Origin of the sequence: Streptomyces sp. IMTB 2501, from assembly GCF_001953885.1 — a bacterium.
GTDB lineage: Bacteria > Actinomycetota > Actinomycetes > Streptomycetales > Streptomycetaceae > Streptomyces.
Map to the genome: position 1 here is coordinate 251,654 of NZ_MQUS01000003.1, position 23,925 is coordinate 275,578.

Genomic DNA, 23,925 nt, shown 5'->3' on the forward strand with positions numbered 1-23,925 from the left:
ATTTCTCTCGGGTAGGGCCTGCGGCAGATGGCTGATTCCAGCGAGCACCCGTGGACGGCCTGTCGCTGGGTCCGTACGCTGGGTAGCCGGTCTGGGCAGAGCACAGGGGGCGGCGTATGGGCGGTACGTGGGACGCGGATCCGCAGGCGCGGCTGGTCCGGCGCATCGGCGTCGCGCCGGCCGAGCTGGGTACGACTGGGGGCAGGGACGGCTGTCCGGACATCTGGGAGCTCGACAACGGCGATTTCGCGGTCATCGGCCGTGACCTTACGGCGGTCTATTCCGAGGAGCTGCCGGACGATGCGGTGATCGGCGGTGGAGAACGCCTCGTGGTCATCCCGCGCGTCACTCTGCTGGCGGCCAAGACGCACATTCCAGATGCGTGACCTTCTTGGCGCCTCGTCCGGCGAGCGACTGGGACTTGAGGCCTACCGGGAGGACTTCCGCAGCAGGGACTTCGCTGTTGACGGGTGCGATTCGTGGAAGCTGGAACGTCGCCAGCACTTCCGTGAGCCGGGCGATGCGAGCTGGGAGGCCTTTACCCAGGGGAGCTGGGAGGAGGCGCTGAGGCTGATCGAGGCTCAGCGTGCCGAGTTGCTCGACGTATCCCGTCTGGCCGCGCGTCATCGGTGCCGTCTGCTGCGTGTCCGTGTGGTGGAGCAGCCGCTCACGCCGTATCTGCAGTGGGAGCTGCATCTGCTGCGTGTGAGGGCCGAGTGCGGTGAGCTGATCCGCGTCATCGGCCCGCAGTACATCGCGGCATACGAACGCGAGGGGCCAGTACCGGAATTGGTCACGCTAAACGACGACACGGTGTACGAGATCCTTTACGACGCGGAGGGTGTCCTGGAAGGTGCCGTGCGGTACCTCGGCGCGAGAACGCGGGATCGCGTCGCGGCGCGAGTTGAGGAGCTGTACGTGCTGGGCGAGGACATCGGCACGTTCTTCGACCGTGAAGTGGCCCACCTCAAGCCTCCGACGGGTGCATGAGCCGCGCGAGGAAGTCAACTCCTCAATCTCCGGCACCGCCCGTGACGTCGTGCAGGCCCGCGACATTCAGGGCGGGATACATTTCCACGCTCCGCCGACCGATCGCGTGCGGCCACCAGTGCCGTACCAACTCCCGTTTGCCAGCCAGGGCTTCGTCAACCGACGCGCTGAACGTGAGGCGCTGGACCGTCTGCTCGATGACGGTCTCGCCCATGCGCGGGTGCTGTTGGTAACCGGCACTGCGGGAGTCGGTAAGACGTCTTTGGTGTTGCACTGGTCGCACGCGGTCAGTGACCGGTTCCCGGACGGCCAGTTGTATGCCGACCTGCACGGCTACGACCCGCAGGCCCCGGTCAGGTACGAGCGGGTCCTTGAAAGCTTCCTGCGGGTGCTGGGCGCCCCTGCGGACGCGGTTCATGCTGAGGGGGAGCACATGGCCGCGGCCTTCCGCTCATGGCTTGCTGGCCGCAGGCTGTTGATCGTGCTCGACAACGCCGCCAGCGCGTCACAGGTCAGGCCTTTGCTGCCGGCGACGCCGGGCTGCCTGGTCATCGTGACCAGCAGGCACCGTCTGCCCGGCCTGACGATCCGAGAGGGAGCGCAGCGCCTCACGCTGGATGTCCTCGACCAGGACGGCTCGGTCGCCCTGCTGCACAGCATCACCCGGGGCTACCGGGACGGGGACGATCCCGAGCAGGTGGCGGAGCTCGCCTCGCTGTGCGCACGCCTGCCGTTGGCGCTCAGGATCGCTGCCGAGCGTGCGGCGGGGCGGCCGTTGATGCACCTGGCGGATTTGATCGACGAGCTGCGTGACGAGTCCGGTCGGTGGGAAGTTCTGTCGGCAGGCGGCGACGAGGAGTCTGAGGCGGTGCGTCCCGTGTTCACATGGTCTTATCGGGCGTTGCCCTCAGATGCCGCCCGGCTCTTCCGGTTGCTCGGACTGCACCCCGGGCCGGACTTCAGCGACACGGCTGCGGCAGCTCTGGCAGGAGTCGACGTCCGTACCGCGCGACGCCTGCTTGACGCCGTCGCTGCCGCGCACATGGTCGATCAGACCGCGCCCGATCGCTTCCGCCTGCATGACCTGCTGCGCGCCTACGCCGCCGATCAGGCACGGCTGGAGCAGACTCCTCAGGAGTGCCACGACGCGCTGCGCAGGGTGCTGACCTGGTACCTGCACACTGCGGACACGGTCCAGGCCCGCGTCGCACCGCACGAGCCCCGCGTGGAGCTGGTACCCGCCGACGCAGGACTGCCCGAACTGCGGTTCGCCGACGAAGCACAGGCGATGCAGTGGTACGAGGCGGAACGCGACAACCTGGTGGCTGCCGTGCGCGCGGCCGCGAGCAGCGGGCTGGACCGGATCGCCTGGCAGCTTGCGGTGGTCCTGCGCGCCGTCTACATGACCAACAACCCGTTCCAGGACTGGCTCGCCACCTCTCAGATCGGTCTGGAGGCCGCCCGGCGCGACGGCGATCGAGGCGCCGAAGCCGAACTGGAGGAGAGCCTCGGCATGGCGTACGCCCAGTCCCAGTGCCTGGCAGCCGCCGCCGAGCACTACGAGGCGGCGCTGACCCTGCGCCGAGACCTTGGCGATACCTTCGGTGAGGCACTGACGCTCAACGGCCTTGGTCTGCTTGAACTGCGCCGACGCAACCTCACACAGGCACAGACGGCGTTCGAAGGCAGCAGGGAGCTGTTCGCGGCGCTGAACGACGGGTTCTGGGAGCCTCGCGTGGCAGTCAACCTCGCGCAGGTGGAACTGGAACTCGGGCACCCGGCCGGCGCACTCGGCCCGCTGCGCCGGGGAATCGAGGTATTCAGGGCCCACGACGATCGCCACGCCGAGGGCAATGCCCTTAGGCTCCTTGCCGCGGCGGAGTTGGACAGCGGAAACCCGGATGCTGCACTGTCACATGCCGAGCAGGCCGTAGCCATCGCCACCGAGATCCGCAGCGCAGCCGCGGAAGGCTACTGGCTACTGGCCTTGGGCGATGCTCAACGCGCCACCGGGCACCCGACCGAGGCACTTGCCTCCTACCGTCGCGCCGCCGCACTCCAAGAAGAGTTGGGCGACCGCGGCCGCCAAGCCGCAGCCTGGGACGGCCTGGGACAGACGTATCTGCAACTCGGCCGCGCTCAGGAAGCCGCCGAATGGCACCGCCGGGCCGTGGCCACCTACCGCGACCTTGAGCAGACGTGGGAGATGGCACGATCGCTGGTGCACCTGGCGGATGCCCTGAACCGCGCCGGCACACCGCAGGAGGTCGCCGACGCGCGAGCGGACGCATGCAAGCTGCTCACGGCGTTCACCGATCCGCGCGCTGTACGGCTACGGGAAAGCATGGTCCAGCGGTGACCTCACGTCGAGGCCAGCCAGTGATCACGAGCCGGAACCGGCACCGATTCGGTGACCCACAGCGGCCCGTCCCCGCACCGCATCCTCACGCCGCTCACCTCGCTGATGCTGGTCCGCAGCACACTGACCCACTTGCCCCGGACGAGTGCCAGCGGCCCCGGTACGGCAAACAGGCCGAACCGGTAAGCCCGCACCAGGTTGTGGATCTCCCGGGCCGACCGGCTCCAGTCGATGACCGCGCTCTCGGGACCCATAGAACCCTCGTACGACGCCAGCGACTCGTCCTGCGGCGTGCCTGCGAAACCGTCTTCCGCCAGGGCCAGCGCCTGGGGCACCAGAGCCCGGATCGTGGCCCGGACCTGTGTGAAGACCACATCACCTGCCAGATCGTCCGGCAGAGTAATGCCGCCACGCTGCGCCACGACCGGGCCGCTGTCGAACGCCTCGTCCATCCAGTGAACCGTCACCCCGGTCTCCTCGTCACCGTGCCGCACGGCCCAGTGCACCGGCATCGGCCCCCGGTGCCGCGGAAGCAGCGACGGATGGACGTTCAACACCCCAAGCCGCGGCGCGCGCAGCACAGACGTGGGCAGTCGCCACGGAATCCCGTAACACACGACAAGGTCAGGTTCGTATCCGGCGAGACTGAGCGCGAGGCCTCGCGGGCTGCGAGGGACCAGCAGATCGGGTCCCGGCGGCATCGCTGCCAGAAGCTCATCCGCGGCAGCCCTACCCTGCGGTGCAGCGCACACGTACGCGACCGGGGCGTGGCCGGCTGACTCGCACGCCGCTTGCAAGTCCTCGAAGCCCTCAGCCCCGTACGACATCAGCACCACGCGCATCCGTCAGCCACCTTCCACCATGACGGGCGAAACCGAACCGCAAAGCAAAGGTGCGTGATCATCTCATGGATCCGATGACATCCGTGCTCCTGCCCAGCGCCCAGTCCCTCGTCACGGCGATTCTCACCGACGGCTGGACACACGTTCGCGACGTCCTGGCGCGCCGCTGGAGCCGACAGACCGGCGAAGCGCAAGCCGACGTCGAACGCCGCCTGGACACGGCCCACCACCAGGCCGCAGGCATAGGCGATGACGAGGCAGTTCAGAGAGCGTACTGGGCTGGATACTTCGCTGCCGTTGTTGCGGAGCGCCCGACCCTGCTCGACGTCGTACGCGAGCTGCCCGACATGCCTGACCTGCACAACACCAACAGCGGAACTGTCACGAACCTCATCCAGGCTCGCGACGTCCACGGCAACATCTCCTTCGGGCCGCAGTAACGGGCGTACTGGAGGCGCGCGGCGGTGGACTTCGAACCGGACGCCAGAATCAAAGAGCTTGATCTGTCAAAGCCCGTCGAGGTCGGCCACGTGGAAGTACTGACCGGACGGCACCGTCGATGCGTTCGCGGTCTGGCTCCAGCACTCGCGCGCCGCTGGACGTCGTCCTCGTCGAGCCGGACATGGTCGCGGAGATCGACGTTGACGTAGCGCAGGATCACGGAGCCTGGCCGCACCCGGTGAGACCCGTACGGATCCGGGAGGGACATGGTCCCGGAGACGTTGCCGCCTTCGGCGGGCGCGGTGCCGTCCGCTGAGTGACTGCCGCTGGTCACCCGGAGGAACTGTTGGCGGTCGTGGCACTCCCGCACCACCGATGAGGGGTGAAGGTCACACCCTGATCTGGCCGATATCGCCCTCCCGGCGACTGTCTTATCGGAACATGGAACTGCGGTTCCCACAGGGGCCGTCCTGCATGTTGCTACATACCTGCCGATCGTCTGACCGTTGGGACGGGGCGAGAGAGAAGGGACGGACCATGTCGCCGAGGTGGAGGATGACGGTGATAGTGGCTGCTGTGGCGGGAACCGTCTCGACCCCGCTCTTCTGGCTGCTTGAGGGGCCAAATACCGGCCAACTGGTGGGAGCGACAGTTCAGGCGGCCACAGGGGTGGGCGCATTGATTTGGGCGTGGCTTCAGCCGGCCACACCACCGACAGCCGTGCTGCAGGACATAGTCGTCCAAACTGGCCGGGCCGAGGCGACTGGTGGTGGTCAGGCACATACGGGCATTCGCCGTCGTGACACTGGGGACAACCGAGCAGCACGGGCGCAACAGACCGGTGAGGCCATCGCCCATGGCCGAGGCAGCACTGCTGGCACCGGAATCGACTACACCGGCTAGAACTGCTCGTGGCGTTGACTGGAAGGCGAGATCGGCAATGAGGCGGCGTCGGGCAGGCAGATCGTCCCGCTCCCGGGCCAGCAAGGGTGGATCGGACCAAGCCGTCGACAGCTACCGAGGCGGTGACGGCTCCGCCCCAGGCGCCGAGGCCGCGGTGCTGGTCGAAAGGTCGGGGAGTGCCACCGCATCAGCCGCGCATGCGGTCGCCATCAGCGGCCACGTCAGCCACCTGACGGTCTCCCCGCCGCCTCCGAGGCACCCGCTGCGCTGGCCGCTCCGGTTGGGTTCAGTGCCAGGTCTTGCATCCGCGTTTCAGGACCGGAGCGCGGTACGTGCTCGGATCGACCAGGCACGCGCAGGGCATGGCACGGTGGTTCTGACTCAGGTCCTTTCCGGTGGCGGTGGCGTGGGCAAGACCCAACTGGCCGCCGCCTACGCCCACCAGGCTCTGACCGAAGGTGTCGAGTTGGTCGTGTGGGTCGACGCCAGCGAGACCGAACAGGTCGTAGGCTGTTTTGCCGACGCTGCGCGCTGTGTGGAAGCCCCACAGGCCGAACTGCCCCAGGGCCCAGAAGACTTGGCTCGGGTCTTTCTCGACTGGTTGGCCACCACTTCGCGCTCGTGGCTCGTAGTCCTGGACGACATCACGGACCCCGAGACCATGCAGCCATGGTGGCCCCCGCAATCTGTGAACAGTCGCGGCCGAGTGTTGGCAACCACCCGGCGCCATGACGCTCTGCTGTCCGGTGGCGGCCGAGCCATGGTGAACATCGACACCTACAGCGCGGAAGAAGCCGGCATCTATCTGTACGAGCGCCTCAGCTCGGCCCGCGCCACGCATTTGTTGGATGACCAAACAGAGGCACTGATCAAGTCTCTGGGCTGTCTGCCGCTGGCGCTATCTCACGCCGCTGCATACATGATCAACGAGGACGTGTCCTGCGCTGAGTACGTGAACCGCTTCAACCACAGCGCCGCCACACTGGATGACCTGTTCCCACGCCAGTCAGACACCGAAGGATACGGCCGACAGGTCGCTACCGCCCTCCTCCTGTCCTTGGGTGTGGCTCAAGCGTGCGAGCCCGTAGGGTTGGCAATCCCCGCTTTGCGCCTGGCCGCTGTCCTGGACCCCGCCGGGCATCCCCATTCGCTGTGGGCGAGCGACGCTGTAAGCAACTACCTCTGCAGGCACCGCACATCACCAGCCGACGGTCCCGCCAAGGTCGCCCCCGACCAGGCGCGCGCAGCACTACGGCTCCTACACCGGTACGGCTTGCTCACCGACACAGCGCAGGCCGGTTCACGTGCTGTACGCCTGCACGCTCTCACGGCACGCGCCGTGCGAGAACACACACCTGATGACGCCTGGCCGGGCGTTGTGAAGGCGGCTGTCGACGGACTGACTGAGGTGTGGGAGGCCACCTCTCCGTTCGACCGCGAACGGCTGGCCGTGTTGCGGACCAACATCGACACCCTCGACGGATGCACGGGCGACTTGTTGTGGGAGGTCGAGGGGCACCATCTCCTGCGCTGGGCCGGGCGCACCCTGACCCTTAGCTCGGCGGCGCTCCCCTACTGGCAACGGCTGACGGCCAATAGCGAGCGGCTGCTGGGCCGCACCCATCCCAAGACGCTTCTCGCTCGACGCGATCTCGCATGGACCTACTTCCTTGCCGACCGCCCCAAGGATGCGTTCGCAGTACTTCAGGCGGATTTTCCACACCAGGACCGAAGATTGGCCCCCGAGCGGCTGGCAACTTCGCAGAGTCGTCGCAGGCATGTTGATGCCATTGTGCTGCTGGAGGACACCCTTGCCGTGCGCGAACGAGTCCTGGGCCTCGACGACCCAGTGACTGTCGAATGCAGAGGCAATCTCGCCATCGCCTACTGGGAAGGGGGCAAGACGGCGGAAGCGATTCTCCTGCTCGAGCGTGCCGTCTCCAGCTGGCAGAGGATGCTGGGAGCCGAGCACGCTCGCACAGTCTCGATGGCCAAGCTTCTCCAAAGTTGGCAGACAAAACGCAAGCGACGCTGGTGGAGCAGCAAGGGAAGTTCACGCGCGACTCCCCAAGAAGCCGGGGCGTGCAGGCCCTAGTCTCGGTCCGTTCGGTGAGAGTGACCGTTGGGCACGTGCAGTTCGAGTGAGCGCGACGGTCCGGCTTCATCGGCCTTGGTGCTGGCGGGCTTGCCTATTCAACTGTCGCCAGTTCCTCGTGGAACCCACCCCGCTGATGACCGTGTGGTCGCCGGAGGCGTCCCCGCCGGATGCCCCTCGCGGCGAGGACGAAGGAGAGCCGGCGCTGGCGGTGACGTACCTGACGTCGACCCACTGCTACCGGTAGGCCACGGCATGCGGCCGACCTACGGTGGCGTCGGAGCCAGCTGCCCTCTGGGGCTCAGATGTGAGCTGGACGGCGAGGCGGCTGGCTGGCGTGAAACGGGATTGCACGGTGCGTCGCCGGGTGACTGCCGGGGCCAGTGGGTAGTGTCCGAAGGGAACGAACTAGCGAGGCTCGCCCCCATCTCACCTGGGGACGGGCCTCGCGTGTTTGTCGGCGGGAGGTCAGATGCTGCCGAGCCCTTCCCTACAGGGCACGGCCGCTCAGCCCGTCATTTCGCTTGATGTCGGCGATGAAGCTGCCCCACGCCTGGGTGGTGAAGCCGAGAACCGGGCCGTGCTTCTGCCTCTTGGTGTCGCGGACTGCGACGTCGGCGGTCGCATCTGCGGGGTACTCGCCGCACTCCACGCACTCATTCTCCGTGGCACTGCGGCTGGACTTGCGCCAGTTGCGTGCGCCCTGGTCGAGGCTATCTGCCATGTTGTTCCTTCCGCGCTGTGTCAGCCAACTCACGTGGTCGAGATGGCACGACGCAAGTATGTCGTCGTCTCCTTCGTGGACAGTGCTTGGGACTGGAGCTGCGTGAACCGGTTCGCGCTCACGCGAACCTCGTTCGGCTCGTCGTTGAAGGCGTTCGGTCCACCCGACTCCACGTACGTGATGCTCCCGTCCAGCGTGTCTCCGAAGCTGAGCAGCATGAACGCCCCGTTCATGCCAACGTGCGCGCCGGCGGAGAAGGGGAGGAGCTGAAGCGTGATATTGCTCCGTTTCCCCAGGTCCACAAGGTGTGCGATCTGCTCCAGCATTACCTGCGGGCTGCCGACTTCGGTACGGATGACGGCCTCTCCGATGACCGCCCATACCTGCGGCGGGTTCTTCCGCACCAGTACTTCCTTGCGACGCTCACGCAGGGTGAGTGCGTCGTCAACCGGCAATGGGGAGTCAGCTGGCCGGATGGACTTCTGGGCCTCGATGATCGCTGCCGAGTAGTCGGTTGTCTGGAAGATGCCCGGCACAGCGAGTGGCTGGAAGGTGCGTACCTCGGTCGCGAGGTCTTCCGCGTCCGCGACGTCCACGGCGGTCGGGCCGACCTTGGAGCCGTAGGCCGTCCACCAGCCGCGCGCCCTGCCGTGCTTGGCGAGCGCGACGAGTCGCTGCTTCACATCGTCGTCTCCAAGGCCGTAGATGCTCGCGTACGCGATGGCGTCGGCGACGCTGACAGCGGTGTGGCCCGACTCCTGACGGCGCACGGTGCTGTGGCCGACGCCGAGCTTCTGCGCCACGTCCTCGATGGAGATGCCACGCTCTTCGCGCAGCCGGCGGAGCTGCCCGCCGAGAAGCCTCTTTCGGACGGTGGGAACGCCTTTGTAGGCCATGTGACCTCCACGTCAGTACTGGATGGCGCCTGTCAGTGTGTCTGTTTCCGTGCGCTGCACGCCAGTTCGGATACTCGTCAAAAGTGAAAACGTGTCACCGAGCCACTTGTCAGTTTTGGCTCTGTGCGAGATTCTACCGATGTCGCTCACGGTAGGTACCGCTCTCCGCACGACCAGTGATTTCGTGCGCCCGTGCGGCCTTGCCCAGGCGGCAGCCGAGCTACCCGCCCGGCAGCGGCGGCCGGACCCTACCCCTTGGGGTCCGTCCGCCGCCCCCCCACATGACTTTCTGCGAGCGAGCCGAGACGGCAATGACGCCACACGCACCCCAAGAGCACCACCACCCCAGCACCTCCGCGACGGAGCACGCCCGTACCGGGCCGGTGTCGCCCGCTGCCCGCACCTACGCCGACGAACACGGCGACGTTTCCGACTGGACCACCGAATGGTTCGAGATCTACGCGGAGCTGGGAGGCATCCAATGACCAAAGCAACCGCCATGCAGGAGGGGATCGCCACCGCCGCCAGCCGCGACTCGGTTGCCGCCGTCTTATATGTCTGCGTTGAGCGCAGCAAGCTGGCGCCGAGCCAGGCCACCCAGCGCGCGGAAGGCGAGGGCCGATCCTTTGCGGCGGCGCGGGACCTGCGGGTTACGGAGACGATCTGTGACCCGTACGGTGAAGCCGATCCTTGCCGCCGCGAGGTCTGGATGCGCGTGCGGGAGCTGGCGGAAGCCGGTTCGGTCGGCGTCGTGATCGTCCGCTGGCCGGCGGCCATCGCCCCCGATGGCTCACACGAGTTGCGCCACCGTGAGATCCGTTGGCTCATGAAGCGCGGGGTGCACGTGCGCTACTCGTGGGCTCCGCCCTCCCGTTCAGACGCCGGTGAGACCAAGTGAGCGCAGTGCACCCGTCGTTGGCCCTGTGCGGTGCAGCCGCAGCCCGCAGTATGAAGGTCGGGTCCGCCCGGCCCGCTGCCCCACGAACCATGTTCGATTTGCGGGGCACGCTTGGTGCCGCGCTCCTCGACGACTACCTGGAGTTGGTCCTCGGCTGGGGTGCCGCACCGTTGCAGCCAGACGAGGTTCCGAAGGTCGTGTCCTGCTTGCAGGGCTGCCTGTGGAGGCTCGTGACCGAGGCCATGAATCGCGTCAAGGGGAGTCCGGACCAGGATCTGATCAAGCGGATCGGCTTCGCTGTGTGCCTCGACGCCGAGGGGGCAGCGGAGGGTTTTCATCCCGATGACGCCTACGTACGCCGTCTCGCCATGCTCGTTTCGGATCTGGTCGACCGGGTGGCCGAGGATGACGATGGTCCGCTCCCGACCTTCGATGCCCGCCCCTCGTTCCGTGGGTGGTGGTCGGCGTGAGCGAGTCGTTGCCGCGTGCGTATTGGTGCCACGTCGACCACGACGGCCAGCAGCTTCAGAACTGGGGCCCGGCCGACATCACCACCAACGCTCCCGGATTGGCCGTCGCGTGGGTGCGTGAGGCCGTCCGCAGTATCAGCTCCACACTGGAGCGCGAGACCTTCCACGCGGTGTGGGGCTGGCTCGGTGACCACGGCGCTGTCCATGCGGCCGTCGTTGAACTGCGCAGAGGTAAGCCGTACACCTTCACGGTGCCAAGTCCCGTCGGCCGCTGGACGTGGACTGCATACCCCGTCTCCGTGCTCCCCGTGGTGGAAAGCTGCTCCGTCCCGGCTGCCCGTATGCGGCAGTTAGCCCTGGTCGGTGCTATCGGCCGGCGCCTGTGACGGACACATCTGTGCTCACGACTTTGTCAGCGCACCATCTGCCCGGAGAACTCGTCATGACGATCGTTGTTGACGCCCCGGTGAGGCTCGCCCGCCCCACGACCGGAGAAGCGTCGAATGAGCTGAACCGCGCCGCTCGGGCCGCAGGTCTCAGCATCTCGCCGATGCCCGAGATGGACCGGCCCAGGGAGTACGTCGACCTGGGCAAGGTCGCTCCGGAGACGGCTGCCGAGTTGGCCCGACTGATTCGCAGCGGCATGCGGCGGGCCTACAGGACCGTCGACGACCTACAGGCCGTCTGTCAGGCGCACGAGCTTGCGATCCCGGACCTGTCCGTGCAGGAAGGCAAGGTCGATCTCGGTGACGTCTCGGTCGAGACGGCTGACCGCCTGGCCTGCCTGCTGGGTGCGCCGCCCCAGCCGGAATCCCGTCTGGACTTGAACGAGTGGTCCGAAGCGCGCAAGGTCATGGACCGCCTCAGCTGCGCCTTCAAGGCCGCCACCCGCGGCGGATTCATCGACCTGTATTTCCACCCGGACTGCCTTCGCTGCGACACGGACGCGGCCATCAGCCTCGGGTCCATCCCCGTCAAGACCGCACGCCGCCTCGTCAACGCTCTCCAGTTCGGAGCCAGATCATGACGACGCAACCGCAGTGGCCCGACCTCGCCCGAACCCTCGTCGCCCGTGACGAAAGAGCGCGGGCACACCGGGCACTCCTTGTCCGCGGGCTGCTGAGCCCGACCGAGATCGACATGGAACGGCACGTCGATCGCGCCGACGCCCAGGTGCTGCGGCGGATCGTCAGGGCCCACGGCTGGCCCGGGAAGACCCTGGTCGGCGAGGACGGCGCCGAAGCCGCCTGGCACCTCGCCCTGCACGCTGACTATGACCCGGACCTTCAACAGCTGGCTCTCGGCCTCCTGGTCAGCGCTGTCGAAGAGGGTGGGGCGACGATCCAGCAGTGGGCGCACCTCCGCGACCGGTGCAGCGTCAGCGCCGGACAGCCAAAGGTCTTCGGTACCCAGCACTGCCGCAGCCCCGCCGGCATACAGATGCTGCCGACGCAGGACCCGGATCACCTCGACGCCCGTCGTGCCAGCGTCGGCCTGCCGCCGCACTATGTCGCCTGCGAGGCCCTGCGGCAGCGCCACCGCCGCGAGCCGGAGAGCGAGCAGTCTCGCGACGACGAACGGGCGCGGCCCGCGCTCGTAGGAAGCGCCGCATGACGTCCGTCGAGGAGCTCCCCGGCGACCTGGGACGCGTGGGCTAACGACGGCCGTAACCGCACGCCGCACAGCTCCAGTGGCCGGGAGTGCGTGACGGTCCTCCCGGCCACCGGTCCCAACCACGCAGCCCCCTCTGCACCACGCAGACCTCAACTTCCCTTTCATCAAAGGAGCATGGTCATGTCGTTAAGTGAACTCGCCGGATGCACGGTGCTCGTGACCGGCGCGGGTGGTTTGATCGGCAGCCGCCTCACCGCGCAGCTCCGCCGGCTCGGCGCGCGCACGGTGTCGGTGTGCAGGATGGACGCCTATCCGGAGCGCACCTACCGCGACTACTTCGGCATCCGCTCCGACGACCCGGACTTCATCGTCGGTGATATCGCCGAACCCCGCCTGATCAAGAGGCTCATCCCGGGCTGCGACTACGTCATCCACGCCGCTGCCCTGGCCGACGTGGCGGCCTGCACCCGACAGCCCCTGGACGCGATCGACAGCAACGTGGTCGGCACTCAACGGGTCCTCGACGCCGTGGCCGGCTCGCGGACCGTGCGCCGGATGGTGTTCGTCTCCTCCGCCAGTGTCTACGGCAACGGCGAGCGCGGGCAGGCGGGGGCACGGTTTAGGGAGGACGCGCCGATGCGCCCGGTCTCGGTGTACGGAGCCAGCAAGGTGTGGGGCGAGCACGAGACCGCCGCACTGCTCGGCGGTTCCGGTACCTCCTACGCGATCGTCCGCTACTTCTCGGTGTACGGCGAACCGCAGGTCATCAAGGAGCACAGCCACTCCTGGGTCGTCGCCTGGTTCGCGATGCGCGCCGCACTGGGACTACCGCTGCACCTCAACGGCGGCGGACACCAGGTCCGCGACTTCGTCCACGTCGACGACATCGCCACCGGCACCCTGCACGCCCTGACCGCCGAGCGGGCGCACCGGGCGACGGTGAACATCGGCACCGGCCAGGCCACGACCATCCGTGGCCTGGCCGAGCTGGTCTGCTCGCACTACCCCGGCGCCAAGCTCGTGGAGAGGCCGATGCCTCCTGGCGATCCGGAAGGCGGGCACGCCTGCACCCGCAGGATGGAAGATCTCCTGGGCTGGAGGCCGGGCATCAGCGTGGGGGAGGGGGTAGCCCGGTATGCCGCGTGGCTGCGTGAGCGCCCGGACGTGATCCCGCCGTGGCTGCGCGAGCCCACCGCGGCGTAGGCGGACGCCCTGATGCCTTCGCTCAGAGAGCTCGCCGAGAGGCGGCTGCTCGTTGATCACCAAGTGATGGACCGGCCCACGCTGGACTGGATCACCTCCCACCGGCCCGCCTCCTTCCCCGACCAGCCGTCACGTGTGCTGCATCCTCCCCTGCTGCTGATCCCGCGCACGGAGTGGTTCGCCGACGTACGGCTCGCGGATTCCATTCACGGTGTCCTGCACGGTGCCCGCGTCAGTGCGCTCGCCTCGCTCCTCGCGGGCGAGCACGGCCTGAACCGCGAGGAGGCGGCCACGTTGTGCGTCGCGGCGGCGGTGCACGACTGCCGTCGCCGTCACGACCGCGACGACGTCGGCCACGGCCGAAGAGCGGCCCGATGGTTCGCACGGCGCCACCAGATGGTCGGCCGCGCCTTCGGACATCAGCTCCCGCCTGCGCTGATCGCGTCGGCGACCACCGCCATGGCCCTGCACGACGTCCCTTACGGCGCGTTCTCGCCCGACCAGGTATGCGCCTACGGGCGGGCCCGGCAGTTCACGGACCTGCTGAAGGCCGCGGACTGCCTCGATCGGTACCGGCTGCCGCTGGAGTGCTGGTGGCCCGACACTCGCCGGCTACGCATCCGCGTACCGCAGTGGCTTCACCCGCTGGCTTTCGACCTGGTCACCTCCAGCGAGCAGAGGCGCCTGGACGGGGCCAGCCCGGCCGAAGCCCTCACCCATGCCCGTCAGATCCTCTACCGGTAGGAGAGCTCAACGTGCGCGCCGAATGGGACGACGCCCACATCAACTACGCCGGCCCCGCCCGGCCATCCGGCCCCGTCTCCCTCAGCGAGACCCCCACCCAGTGGCGCGAGCAGCTGGAGCACGGCACCCCGAACGGGTGGCTGCTGTCCAGGAACACCATGCTGAAGACCCTGGCCAGCGGGCGCCCGATGCACCTGATGCACACCACCGCGGCCCTGGACGCGATCCGTGCGAGCGGGCAGCTGTATGCCGCGGCCGGCTGCCTGGTCGGCAGCCTGTACTGCGCCCCTCTCAGCCCCGAGCCGGCGGGGCTGAGGCCGCACAACATGGGCGCCTATCTGCTGGAGACGAAGCAGAACCGCGACGTCCTGGTCATCGAGATCAGCCCCGGCGCGGCGGTGCCGGTCAAGGGCATCGACTATCTACGCCTCGGCCGCATCCACCTGCGCACCTACGAGGAGCACCGTGACTGCCTGACCGGCGCCGAGGACGCCCGGATTCGGCAGGCCGCCGTGGAACGCGTACGGGCAGCATCCGGGTTCCTGGACGCCCTGCTGGCCGCCGCATGCGGCAGCGACCCCGGCCCGGACACGGTGTTCGTGGACCGGCTTGCCGCCGCCGTGCCGCTGGTTCCGTTTCTGGGCTACCTGTACTTCGAAGTGCTGTCGGAGTACTTGATGCTCCACTCCACCTCCCCGCAGACCAGGGTGTACGCCGACGTGGGGGAGATGAACAACCGGCTCTACAAGCAGCTCGCGTTCTCGGCGGTCGAGAGCATGCACCGTCTGTTCGACCTCGCCCTGTTCGCACCGGGCCACGACCGGCTCGTGGACCGGATCGGCGAGATCGAACCCGCCCTCGCACCGGGCGTGGCCTCCTATGTGCACCGCCGCCTGCCACACCTGTTCGCCTGCACGGCCCTGGACGCCTCGCAGGACGCGGCAGCCGTCTCCTTCAAGGACGCGGACTTCCTCACCCTCGCCCGCACAGCGCCCTACCTGCTGGGGCAGATGGTCTTCCGCGAGATGCGCACCGAACCCCGCTACCCGCGGCTCTTCCCGGTGTTCGAACAGGCCAAGGCACTTCAGGCGTACGCCTACTGGAACCGAGAGGGCATCCCGACCCCGTTCAACGGCTTCCTGCCCAAAGGGGAGATCGGCGTCAATCTCGCCTACCCGCACGGCTCATACGTGGTGTGGACGGCCGAGGTCTGCGAACGCGGCCTCCTCCACCCGGTCGACCAGCTCGACGTGACCTTCATCCCCCGCCTGACCGACCTGCGCGCAACCGCCCTGGGCAAGGCCGCCTTCCCCACCACCCCCGAGCCAGCAGCACACTGAATCGAAAGGAGCACCCCAGCGTGCGCATCGTCCTGCTCGGCGGCGCCGGCTACATCGGCACCGTCGCCACCCGCCTCCTGACCGCCCTGGGCCACCACGTGACCGTCGTGGACGGGCTGATCTACCACCGCGGCGACGACCCGGCACGGCTCGTGCCGACCGCCACCGACTTCCTCCACGCCGATCTCCGGGACACCGTTGCGCTCCGGCATGCCGTCCAGGGCGCGGACGCGGTCGTGCACATGGGTGGCCTCGTCGGGGAACCCGCCTGCGCCGTCGATGAGCGCCTGGCCGTCGAACTCAACTACGCCTCCCCGGTCCTCGCCGCCGAAGCCGCCCACGAGGCCGGGGTCGGGCACTACGTGTTCTTCTCCTCGTGCAGTGTCTACGGCCAGCACGCCGGGACCGTGGACGAATCCACCGCCCCCAACCCACTGGGCATCTACGCCACCACCAAGGTCCTGGCCGAACGCCGCCTAGCCGCCACGCTCGACGACACGGCGTTGACAGTGCTGCGGCTCGCCACCGTGCACGGCCGCTCACCGCGCCAGCGCCTGGACTCGGTCGCCAACCGCATGACCGCCCAGGCCGTCGTAACCGGCCGTATCCCGCTCAACGGGGGCTCCCAGCGCCGCCCTCTGGTCCACGTCGCCGACGTCGCCGAAACCCTCGCCGCAGTCCTGAACACTCCCCAGGGCCACCGGGTGTTCAACGTGGGATCGGACCGGGCCAACTTCACCATCGCCGACGTCGCAGAAACCGTGCAGCGCACGCTACCCGGCACGAAGATCGACCGCGGCCCGGAGCGCGACGAGACCGACGCCCGCGACTACCGCACATCCTTCGCCCGCCTCGCCGACGCCTTCCCTGGAGCGTGCCGGCACTGGCTCCACGACGGCATCCGCGAGATCGCCGAGGCCATGGAGACCCGCAAGCTGGGCGACCCGGACCGTCCCGAGTACGACAACCTCAAGGGCCTCATCCTCGCCCGCGACGCCGCGTACCTCACCGCCCGGCGGACGCCTGAGTGCGAGCGCCTGCACGCCGAGTACACCGCCAGCGGCTGGAGGAGTCGATGACCTTCACCGCCCCTGCCGGCGCGCCGTTCCTGCCGTGGAACCGGCCGTCCATCGGTGAGGAGGAGATCGCCGAGGTCACCGACACCCTCCGCTCCGGCTGGCTGACCTACGGCCCGAAGGCGGCACGCTTCGAGGACGCGGTACGCGAGGCCCTCGGCGTCCAGGACGCGTTCGCGGTGTCCTCCTGCACCGCGGCTCTCCACCTCGCGTTCCTCGCCCTCGGGCTTGGCCCCGGCGATGAGGTGATCACCCCGAGCCTCACCTTCTGCGCCGCCCCGAACGCGCTGCTCCAGGTCGGCGCCCAGCCCGTCTTCGCGGACATCGAGCCCGCGACGCTCAACATCGACCCCCAAGCGGCCGAGGCGGCGATCACCGGCCGGACGAAGGCCATCGTCGTCATGCACTACGGCGGCCACCCCAGCGACCTCACCGCGTTCCGCAAGCTGGCCGACGACCACGGGCTCATCCTGATCGAGGACGCCGCACACGCCCTGCACGCCAGCCGCGACGGCCAGCGCGCTGGCGCGGTGGGTGACCTCGCGGTCTTCAGCTTCTACGCGAACAAGGTCATGACCACCGGCGAAGGCGGCATGCTCGTCGGCCGCTCCGACCTCATTCACAAGGCCCGGCCGCTGGGCCGCCACGGCATCGACTCCTCCGCCTGGCGCCGGCACGGACAGCGCAACACCGCTGACTACGACGTGATCGTGCCGGGCCTGAAGTACGTCATGCCCGACATCACCGCCTCCATCGGCCTGCGGCAGTTCACCAGACTCCCGGCCTTCACCGCCCGCCGCAGCGAGATCGCCACCGCCTACACCGAAGCCCTCGCCTCTCTGCCCGGCCTGACCATTCCCGCCGTCCTGCCCGGCGTCGAGCACGGCTGGTTCTTGTACTCGGTCCTCATCGACCCCGCCACGGCGCCGCTGGATCGCAACCAGGCCGCGCAGGTGCTGCGCGGCGTGCACCAGATCGGCACCAGCGCGCACTTCAAGCCCGTGCACACCCTGGCCCCTTACCAGGGCCTGGTCACCGGCCCTCTGCCCGTCACCGAGACGGCCGCCGCACGGCAGCTGTCCCTGCCGTGCTACCCGGCCATGACCGACCGTGACGTGGACCGCGTGATCACCGCCATACGAAGACTCTGGTCCTCCTAGCCGCGCCCGCCCGGAGCGTGAAGGCGGCGCGCTCCGGGCCGCGCTCCCTCGCTGCTGTTGACACACAGTGCGTGGGCGCCCGTGTCGTAGGCTGACCGCCCGCAGCACAAACGAAGGGGAACATCAGCGTGAACAACGGCGCAACGCGACCCACCGTGGGGGCCGTGGTCCTGACCATGAACGACCGGCCGGACGAGTTCCCCAAGGCCATGTCGTCCCTCCTGGCTCAGGAAGGTGTCGATCTGGACGTCGTCGTCGTGGGCAACGGGTGCACTCCCCAGCAGGTCCCTGACGGTGTGCGTACGGTCACACTCGCCGAGAACGTCGGCATCCCCGAGGGCCGCAACATCGGCGCCGACCGGGTGACGGGCGACTACCTCTTCTTCTTCGACAACGACGCCCTGCTGCCGACCCCCCACGTGCTGGCCCAGCTCGTCGCCCGCCTGGAAGCCGAGCCCCGCCTCGCCTACACGCAGCCCCGCATCGCCGACCCCGACAGCGGCATCACCCTGCGCCGCTGGGTCCCGCGCCTGCGCGCGTCCGATCCGACCCGGCCCGGGATCGTGACCGTCATGTCCGAAGGCGTCGTGATGGTCCGCCGCTCCGCGTTCGACCAGGTCGACGGCTGGCCCGGCTCCTTCTTCCTCTACCACGAGGGCGTCGACCTGGCCTGGCGGCTGTGGGACCACGGATACCGCGGCTACTACATGCCCGACGTGATCGTGCACCACCCCGCCACCCACCCCTCCCGCCACGCCGCCTTCTACCGGCTCAACGCCCGCAACCGGGTCTGGCTCGCCCGCCGCCGCCTGCCCCGCCTCCTCATCCCCGTCAACCTCGCCGTCTGGGCCGCCGTCACCCTCTGGCGTACACGCGGGCTGCCTGCTCTGCGTGCTTCGCTCGTCGGCTTCTTGGAAGGCCTTCGCGGCGCGTGCGGGACACGCGAGCCCATGAGCTGGAACACGGTCGCCCGCCTGACCCGTGCTGGTCGGCCTCCGGCCTTCTGACGCCCCACGACCTGAGACCACCGACACGCGGGCTGCAGGACCACACTCCGACACCCTGCCGGGCAGATCGACGGTGGCCGGGGCCCAAACGCGGGAGTGTCATGAGTCAGGTGGAAGCCCTCTCAGAAGGGACACCTGATGGACACGAAGACTGGTCACCTGATCGAGGACGCTGACGGCGTGTCGGTAGCGGTCCTGGGCCGGAGCATTCCGCACTCCCTGCTAAGGCGTGGGGCAAACCTGCTCTGTTGATCTCCCCACCCTTCGTGTGACCTTGTTCGGTCTCTTCGCGTGATCTTCTCCGGCGTGTCGAGTTGGCCCGTGAGTGTCGTGGAGAGCCTGCGTGAGCCATGAGTTCACGCAGGAGGAAGACGTGGATACTCACGCTCTGCGTCGCCAGGGATGGACGATCTCGGCGATCGCACGGCATTTGGACCGAGATCACAAGACGAGAGGTGCTCATCTGAACGGTGGGTGCAGTGAGGCGAAGAGTCTCCGTGGTTGTCTTCAAGCATCGCCATCACCAAGCCCTGCTCGTCTCGCCCCTCGTGCTGCGCGAGGGGCCGTGTGCGAAGTGACGGGGCCTCGTCCAGCGCTGCTGACCGAGAACGCTTCCAACCGAGTTAGGGCCACTCTTCTTGCACCACGCCGCAATGCCGCCTGCCGTACACCACCACGCCAGCACCGAGGGCGAAGCCTCCTTGCCCCGCCTCTACCGCCCCGAGGAGATCGCCGAAGCTCTCGGCTGTTCCGCCTGGTGGGTCAAGGACCGCGCCCGACGCGGCCTCATTCCGCACACCCGCATCGGCCGCGCCTACCGCTTCACCGCCGAACACCTCGCCGAGACCATCCGCCTCCATGAAGAACGCCCGACCCGATCCGTCAGCAAGGCGGTGGACGGTCCAGCAGCAACATCTCCTCCCGCCGTACGAACTCGCGCCTCCCAGACTCCCCGACCGACCAAGGCCACGACGCCGGGGCGTCTGCGTGCCCGGCCGCCGCGACGTACCCAGTGCGAGGCTGTCGCGTAGGCGTCCACGCCAGCCACAAGCCAAGAGCAGGAAGAGGAAGACGGAAGTTGGGTTTCGCGGAGAAGCGCGGAAATTACTGGCGCGGCCGATACAAGATCGCGCCCGGCAAGCACAGCACAGTTGTCGACGAGAGCGGCAAGGCGATCCGCTTCGCCACCAAGGGCGAGGCGCAACGGGCAGCGGCCGAGGCCGAGAACAAGCACCAGCGCGGCGACTGGCGCGACCCGGCACTTGGCCAGGAGACCTTCGGCGAGTACGCGAACCGCTGGTACGAGACACAGGACTTGGCCGCCTCGACCATGCAGAACTACCGGCGTCACATCGAGGAGCACCTGCTCACCGAATTCGAGGACAAGGCGCTCGCCGGCATCCTGCGCATGGACGTCGTCCTGTGGGAGAAGAAGGAGAAGGCCGTCTACGCGGCCTCCAGTGTCAAAACCTGGCGTTCGACGCTTCACCTGATCTTCGAGGACGCGATCGACGAGGGCCTGATCACGTCCAACCCGGCCGCAAGGCGGCGCGGGCGCGGCAAGCGCGCTGGCCGCGCCCGCGACCGCGGCCCGGAGAAAATCGTCACCGATGCGCTCGGCATCCTGCTGACCGCCGAGCGGGCCGCCCTGCTGTCCGGCCGCGACGACGAGTTCGTCGCCGTGGTCCTCAAGGGGTACACGGGCATGCGCTGGGGCGAAATCGTCGGCCTGGAGACGGAATTCGTCCGCCCCGGCTCCATCCGCGTCGAGTGGCAGCTGTACGAACTCGACACGGGCGAGCTGGTGCGCTGCCCGCCCAAGGACGGCAGCTACCGCACCATCGACGCGATGGACTGGCTGTCAGCCCTGGTCTCCAACCACATCGCCCGCACGAAGCCGTCACCGTGCCCGTGCCACGGCAAGACCTACGTCTTCCGGGGCCAGGGCGTGGCCCGCACCGGTGGCCACCAGGGCGCGAAGCTCGTCGACGTCGCACGCCGTGCCGAAGTCTCCACGGGCACGGTGTCCAACGTCCTCAACCACCCTGAGCGCGTCGCCGAAGCCAAGCGGGTCAAGGTGAAGCAGGCCATCGCGGACCTGAGGTTCGTGCGGGGTGGCGCGATGTCCGAGAACGCTGCCCACTGGCGCCGAAATGGTTTCGCGACCTGGCTGTTCACCCCAGCGGTCTCCGGCTGGTACCCGAAGAAGGCACCGCAGCAGGCCCGTCCCGTACCGCTGCTCGGCGAGCCGTGGCCCGGCGTCCCGGCCCGAGGACGCGGCGCCAGTGAGCGGGCCGACGCATGCTGGCTCCCGATTGCCAAGGGCCTCACACCCCATGGTCTTCGCCATACCCACCGGACCGTGATGGAGGACCTTGGCACCGAGAAGGTCCTCATGGACGACCGCATGGGCCACATCGACGGCTCAGTCTCGGCGCGCTACGCCCACGTCACCCCCGGCATGCGCAAACGCCTCATGGCCGGCCTGACCGAGCGGTGGGAGACAGCGCTCGACGCCCGACTGGCCCTGTGGCCGACGTCTCCGGTGCACGTGCTCGATGATCTTCTCCGCGCACGCGCGTCCATGGCCCAATCTCTTCGCCATCGATCTGTACCGTGCTGCCGATCACGATGGCGCGGCCGCGCGCGCAGTTGTTGAGGCTCGACACGGACAGTCAGGCACAGGATTGCCGGGACGTGGTCGGGCCTGTGGGCTTGGAGGGGTCCCTCCCAGACGAACTGTATGGCGACCTCTCAGCCGCTCACGATTCCACCGAGGTGCTGATCACTCGATGCCTGACCGCCGGACGGCATCGGATGTGCCGACTGGGCGAGCCCTTCATCGTTCAGCTGTGGAAGGGACGCCCGGCGGCTAGGACAAGGCGTACGCGCCTGAGGGCGTCAAGCTCGACGAGGGGGTTGCCGTCCACTACGAGGATGTCGGCGCGGTACCCCTCAGCCAGTTGTCCGGTGTCGGACCCGATGCCCAGCGCGTGGGCCGCGTTGACGGTGGCCATGTCGATGATCTTCGGGAGGGGAATCCCCAGGTACTGGTAGAACTCCATGCCGTTGACGATCTTGTCGAAGACCGCCCGAGTCACGCCGGCGTCTGTACCGGCGATCATCGGGACATCCAAGTGCGCCATCCAGCGCATCGACGTGAACAGCTCCTCTGCTCGGTCATGACCGACCCGTTCGGCAAACGCTCGCCAGTTGGGGCTGGTGGCCGTGCAGACGTGGATCCCGGCGGCCTTGATCTTGGCAGCGAGATCCTCACGGAGGTCGAATCCGCCGTCCTCGGCCATCCAGGTGCAGTGCTCGATCGTGTTCACGCCTGCGGCCACGGCCGCCTCGATACCCTCGGTGCCATGCGCATGGACGGCAACGGGTAGACCGGCGTTCTGGGCTTCCTCGACCACGATGCGGAGGTCGTCCTCGCTGAACTGGGACTGCCAGATCGCGGGCCCGCCACGGGTGAGTCCGCCGCCGGTGGCCATCACCTTGATGACGTCTGCTCCAGCCCGCACGTTGCGTCGCACCAGGGCACGGATGGTGTCTGCGCCCTCGACCTCGCCGCCGAAGAACCAGCAGTGGCCCCCGGTTGAGGTCAGCGGTGTGGTGGCGGAGAGGATCCGCGGTCCAGGCAGGGCGCCATCGGCGATCACGTCACGAAGGCGTACGGCAAGTCCGTTACGGTCGCCCAGGTCGCGCACCGTGGTCACTCCACTGCCAAGCAACTGGCGTGCCCGGTCGGCCATGCCAGCCATCAGCGTCTCGTCATCGCTGCCTTGCAAAGCAGCCACCGGGTCCGAACTCGCGTCGAAGGCGAGGTGGACGTGGGAGTCGATGAGCCCCGGCATCACCGTGGCGTCCGGGAAGGACTTCGTCGCAAGCCCCTCGGTTGCCAGCCCCGCGAGCGTCTCGCGCTGGCCGACCGCGGCGATGGTGCTCCCGCGTACGAGCACGGCACCGTCCTCGACGCATTCGCCGCCAGGTCCGGTGAGCACGCGACCGGCCGTGATCAGTAGGTCCGTCATGAAGCCATTCCTATCCACGTGTTGCGATTGCGTCTGAGAGAGCCACCAGCTGTCGCGCGTCGGCGTCGAGGCTGTTCTCGCCTGGTAGGGCCACCGCAACGGCGTGGGTTGGCGCAGGCTCGCCTGCCGCTTGGGATCGCAGTGCCGACCGCAGGTAGCCGGCCAGGGCCTCGGGTGTGGCTCCGGTCTGCACATCCTGGTGGGCCATGTAGGGGCTGGCCCTGACCAAGCCGTCCCGGCATTCGATGACTCGCCGGTAGTAGCGGCGGTGTACTCCGCGTACCGTCAGGTTTTCGCGCCACAGACCAGCGGGCTCACGGTGTAGAGCGTCCTCCGGGAACGCTTCGTGCAGCAGCTGCCACAGCGGGCGAAGGCGCCGGTAGGTCCGGCGATGCTGGCGCCAGATCCGGAATCCGGCCAGACGCAGCATGACACCGGGATAGCTCAGGCCGACGACGAAGGCCGGCACGGCGAGCGCGAACAGCATTGCCACGCTCTGGTTCAGCCCCGCCGGGACGGCGCTACCGTGCCAGGCGATCAGGTCCATCGCGATGCGGAGAGTGTTGGCCGTCGCCATGCTGACCAGTGAACTCGCGGTCATCCACAAGCCGATGGTCACGGGCTTCTGCGACATCCGGGCATAGCGGCCGGTCCACCAGGCTGTGGTCGCAAGCGCGTAGACGAGGTAGAGCTGGGCCGCGATGAAGAACACCGCGACCTGTGGAGTGTGCAGATCGGCAGTGCCATACGGACGACCTCGCACTCCGGCCGGTGTGGTGATGGTCGCCAGCGTGATGACGATCACCGCCATCGCCAGCGGCACCGCTTCAAGGCGGGCACGTCGGCTTGCTCGTTGACGATCGGTCGCGGAGTGAAGGTAGAAGGAGAACAGCCAGTAAACGGCGCCGAGGAGCAGCACGTTCGATGCCAGGCTGGCTGCGCCTGTGCCCGCCAGGGCGTTGAGGGCGTGGTTCTCAGCATGCAGCCCGGTGGAGAACGAACCAGCCGTGCAGAGGAGACAGAAGGTGACCGCGCGCAGCGCACGATCCTGGGGAGCCTGAAAGAGTTGGTAGACCTTCCAGAGCACAGCGAGAAGGAGGAGCGCGGCCGTCAGGTACATCGCGGA

At 68.1% G+C, this 23,925-nt stretch carries 24 protein-coding genes; 19 read left to right on the forward strand and 5 right to left on the reverse strand.

Features of this window, described 5'->3' with window-relative positions; genetic code table 11:
- Nucleotides 1-116: 116 nt before the first annotated feature.
- Genes AV521_RS07580 through AV521_RS07590 form a run of 3 tightly spaced genes read left to right on the forward strand, consistent with a single transcriptional unit; the run spans nt 117 to nt 3,349 of the window.
- Nucleotides 117-386: a hypothetical protein gene (locus AV521_RS07580; protein WP_076085336.1), complete on the forward strand. Its 270-nt coding sequence runs from the start codon at nt 117-119 to the stop codon at nt 384-386.
- Nucleotides 379-990, forward strand: a complete 612-nt coding sequence (locus AV521_RS07585) for a DUF6879 family protein (protein ID WP_076085339.1) — start codon at nt 379-381, stop codon at nt 988-990. Before AV521_RS07580 ends, AV521_RS07585 begins: the two co-directional genes overlap by 8 nt.
- On the forward strand, nt 983-3,349 hold the full coding sequence (locus AV521_RS07590) for a tetratricopeptide repeat protein (RefSeq protein WP_076085342.1): 2,367 nt from the start codon (nt 983-985) through the stop codon (nt 3,347-3,349). Before AV521_RS07585 ends, AV521_RS07590 begins: the two co-directional genes overlap by 8 nt.
- 2 nt (nt 3,350-3,351) lie before the next feature.
- Here AV521_RS07590 and AV521_RS07595 read toward each other — a convergent pair whose 3' ends face one another.
- Nucleotides 3,352-4,191, reverse strand: a complete 840-nt coding sequence (locus AV521_RS07595) for a methionyl-tRNA formyltransferase (RefSeq protein ID WP_076085345.1) — start codon at nt 4,189-4,191, stop codon at nt 3,352-3,354.
- 65 nt (nt 4,192-4,256) lie between these two features.
- Between AV521_RS07595 and AV521_RS07600 the strand changes: the two genes are divergently transcribed.
- Both AV521_RS07600 and AV521_RS07610 read left to right on the forward strand, forming a co-directional pair.
- Nucleotides 4,257-4,631 carry a hypothetical protein gene (locus AV521_RS07600; protein WP_076085348.1) on the forward strand — a complete coding sequence of 125 codons (375 nt, stop codon included), beginning with the start codon at nt 4,257-4,259 and terminating at the stop codon, nt 4,629-4,631.
- 941 nt (nt 4,632-5,572) lie between these two features.
- Nucleotides 5,573-7,630 (forward strand): tetratricopeptide repeat protein, encoded by a 2,058-nt coding sequence (locus AV521_RS07610; protein WP_079249152.1) that lies wholly within the window; start codon nt 5,573-5,575, stop codon nt 7,628-7,630.
- A gap of 490 nt (nt 7,631-8,120) precedes the next feature.
- Here the strand turns inward: AV521_RS07610 and AV521_RS07615 are convergent, their stop codons facing one another.
- Both AV521_RS07615 and AV521_RS07620 read right to left on the reverse strand, forming a co-directional pair.
- Nucleotides 8,121-8,354 carry a DUF397 domain-containing protein gene (locus AV521_RS07615; protein ID WP_076085356.1) on the reverse strand — a complete coding sequence of 78 codons (234 nt, stop codon included), beginning with the start codon at nt 8,352-8,354 and terminating at the stop codon, nt 8,121-8,123.
- 29 nt (nt 8,355-8,383) lie between these two features.
- Nucleotides 8,384-9,250 carry a helix-turn-helix transcriptional regulator gene (locus AV521_RS07620; protein ID WP_076085359.1) on the reverse strand — a complete coding sequence of 289 codons (867 nt, stop codon included), beginning with the start codon at nt 9,248-9,250 and terminating at the stop codon, nt 8,384-8,386.
- 311 nt (nt 9,251-9,561) lie between these two features.
- On the opposite strand from AV521_RS07620, the gene AV521_RS49140 reads away from it, so the two are divergent.
- The 14 genes from AV521_RS49140 (at nt 9,562) to AV521_RS07685 (ending at nt 21,421) form a co-directional block, all read left to right on the forward strand.
- On the forward strand, nt 9,562-9,735 hold the full coding sequence (locus AV521_RS49140) for a hypothetical protein (RefSeq protein WP_179022896.1): 174 nt from the start codon (nt 9,562-9,564) through the stop codon (nt 9,733-9,735).
- Nucleotides 9,732-10,148 (forward strand): hypothetical protein, encoded by a 417-nt coding sequence (locus AV521_RS07625; RefSeq protein WP_079249153.1) that lies wholly within the window; start codon nt 9,732-9,734, stop codon nt 10,146-10,148. Before AV521_RS49140 ends, AV521_RS07625 begins: the two co-directional genes overlap by 4 nt.
- Before the next feature lie 89 nt (nt 10,149-10,237).
- Nucleotides 10,238-10,618, forward strand: coding sequence for a DUF6415 family natural product biosynthesis protein (locus tag AV521_RS07630; protein ID WP_076085365.1), 381 nt, complete (start codon nt 10,238-10,240; stop codon nt 10,616-10,618).
- Nucleotides 10,615-11,004, forward strand: coding sequence for a hypothetical protein (locus tag AV521_RS07635; protein WP_143658581.1), 390 nt, complete (start codon nt 10,615-10,617; stop codon nt 11,002-11,004). Before AV521_RS07630 ends, AV521_RS07635 begins: the two co-directional genes overlap by 4 nt.
- Nucleotides 11,005-11,084: 80 nt before the next feature.
- The gene (locus AV521_RS48585) at nt 11,085-11,645 is read left to right on the forward strand and encodes a hypothetical protein (RefSeq protein WP_143658582.1); all 561 of its coding nucleotides are present in this window, start codon (nt 11,085-11,087) and stop codon (nt 11,643-11,645) included.
- The gene (locus AV521_RS07645; RefSeq protein ID WP_179022898.1) at nt 11,642-12,232 is read left to right on the forward strand and encodes a DUF6624 domain-containing protein; all 591 of its coding nucleotides are present in this window, start codon (nt 11,642-11,644) and stop codon (nt 12,230-12,232) included. The genes AV521_RS48585 and AV521_RS07645 overlap by 4 nt, the downstream gene beginning before the upstream one ends.
- Before the next feature lie 180 nt (nt 12,233-12,412).
- On the forward strand, nt 12,413-13,435 hold the full coding sequence (locus AV521_RS07650) for an NAD(P)-dependent oxidoreductase (RefSeq protein ID WP_079249154.1): 1,023 nt from the start codon (nt 12,413-12,415) through the stop codon (nt 13,433-13,435).
- Nucleotides 13,436-13,447: 12 nt separating this feature from the next.
- Nucleotides 13,448-14,179: a hypothetical protein gene (locus AV521_RS07655; protein ID WP_107480840.1), complete on the forward strand. Its 732-nt coding sequence runs from the start codon at nt 13,448-13,450 to the stop codon at nt 14,177-14,179.
- Nucleotides 14,180-14,190: 11 nt separating this feature from the next.
- Nucleotides 14,191-15,519: a hypothetical protein gene (locus AV521_RS07660; protein WP_076085380.1), complete on the forward strand. Its 1,329-nt coding sequence runs from the start codon at nt 14,191-14,193 to the stop codon at nt 15,517-15,519.
- Nucleotides 15,520-15,539: 20 nt separating this feature from the next.
- The gene (locus tag AV521_RS07665; RefSeq protein ID WP_076085383.1) at nt 15,540-16,598 is read left to right on the forward strand and encodes an NAD(P)-dependent oxidoreductase; all 1,059 of its coding nucleotides are present in this window, start codon (nt 15,540-15,542) and stop codon (nt 16,596-16,598) included.
- Nucleotides 16,595-17,755 (forward strand): DegT/DnrJ/EryC1/StrS aminotransferase family protein, encoded by a 1,161-nt coding sequence (locus AV521_RS07670; protein WP_076085386.1) that lies wholly within the window; start codon nt 16,595-16,597, stop codon nt 17,753-17,755. Before AV521_RS07665 ends, AV521_RS07670 begins: the two co-directional genes overlap by 4 nt.
- Nucleotides 17,756-17,883: 128 nt before the next feature.
- Nucleotides 17,884-18,762 (forward strand): glycosyltransferase family 2 protein, encoded by an 879-nt coding sequence (locus tag AV521_RS07675; RefSeq protein ID WP_076085389.1) that lies wholly within the window; start codon nt 17,884-17,886, stop codon nt 18,760-18,762.
- Between the two features lie 653 nt (nt 18,763-19,415).
- Nucleotides 19,416-19,793, forward strand: a complete 378-nt coding sequence (locus AV521_RS07680) for a helix-turn-helix domain-containing protein (RefSeq protein WP_076085392.1) — start codon at nt 19,416-19,418, stop codon at nt 19,791-19,793.
- Between the two features lie 47 nt (nt 19,794-19,840).
- Nucleotides 19,841-21,421 carry a LacI family DNA-binding transcriptional regulator gene (locus tag AV521_RS07685; RefSeq protein ID WP_076085395.1) on the forward strand — a complete coding sequence of 527 codons (1,581 nt, stop codon included), beginning with the start codon at nt 19,841-19,843 and terminating at the stop codon, nt 21,419-21,421.
- A gap of 187 nt (nt 21,422-21,608) precedes the next feature.
- Here the strand turns inward: AV521_RS07685 and AV521_RS07690 are convergent, their stop codons facing one another.
- Entirely contained in the window at nt 21,609-22,898 is a 1,290-nt protein-coding gene (locus tag AV521_RS07690) for an amidohydrolase family protein (protein WP_305965144.1), read from the reverse strand.
- Nucleotides 22,810-23,919: an MAB_1171c family putative transporter gene (locus AV521_RS07695; protein ID WP_076085823.1), complete on the reverse strand. Its 1,110-nt coding sequence runs from the start codon at nt 23,917-23,919 to the stop codon at nt 22,810-22,812. The genes AV521_RS07690 and AV521_RS07695 overlap by 89 nt, the downstream gene beginning before the upstream one ends.
- Nucleotides 23,920-23,925 lie beyond the last annotated feature (6 nt).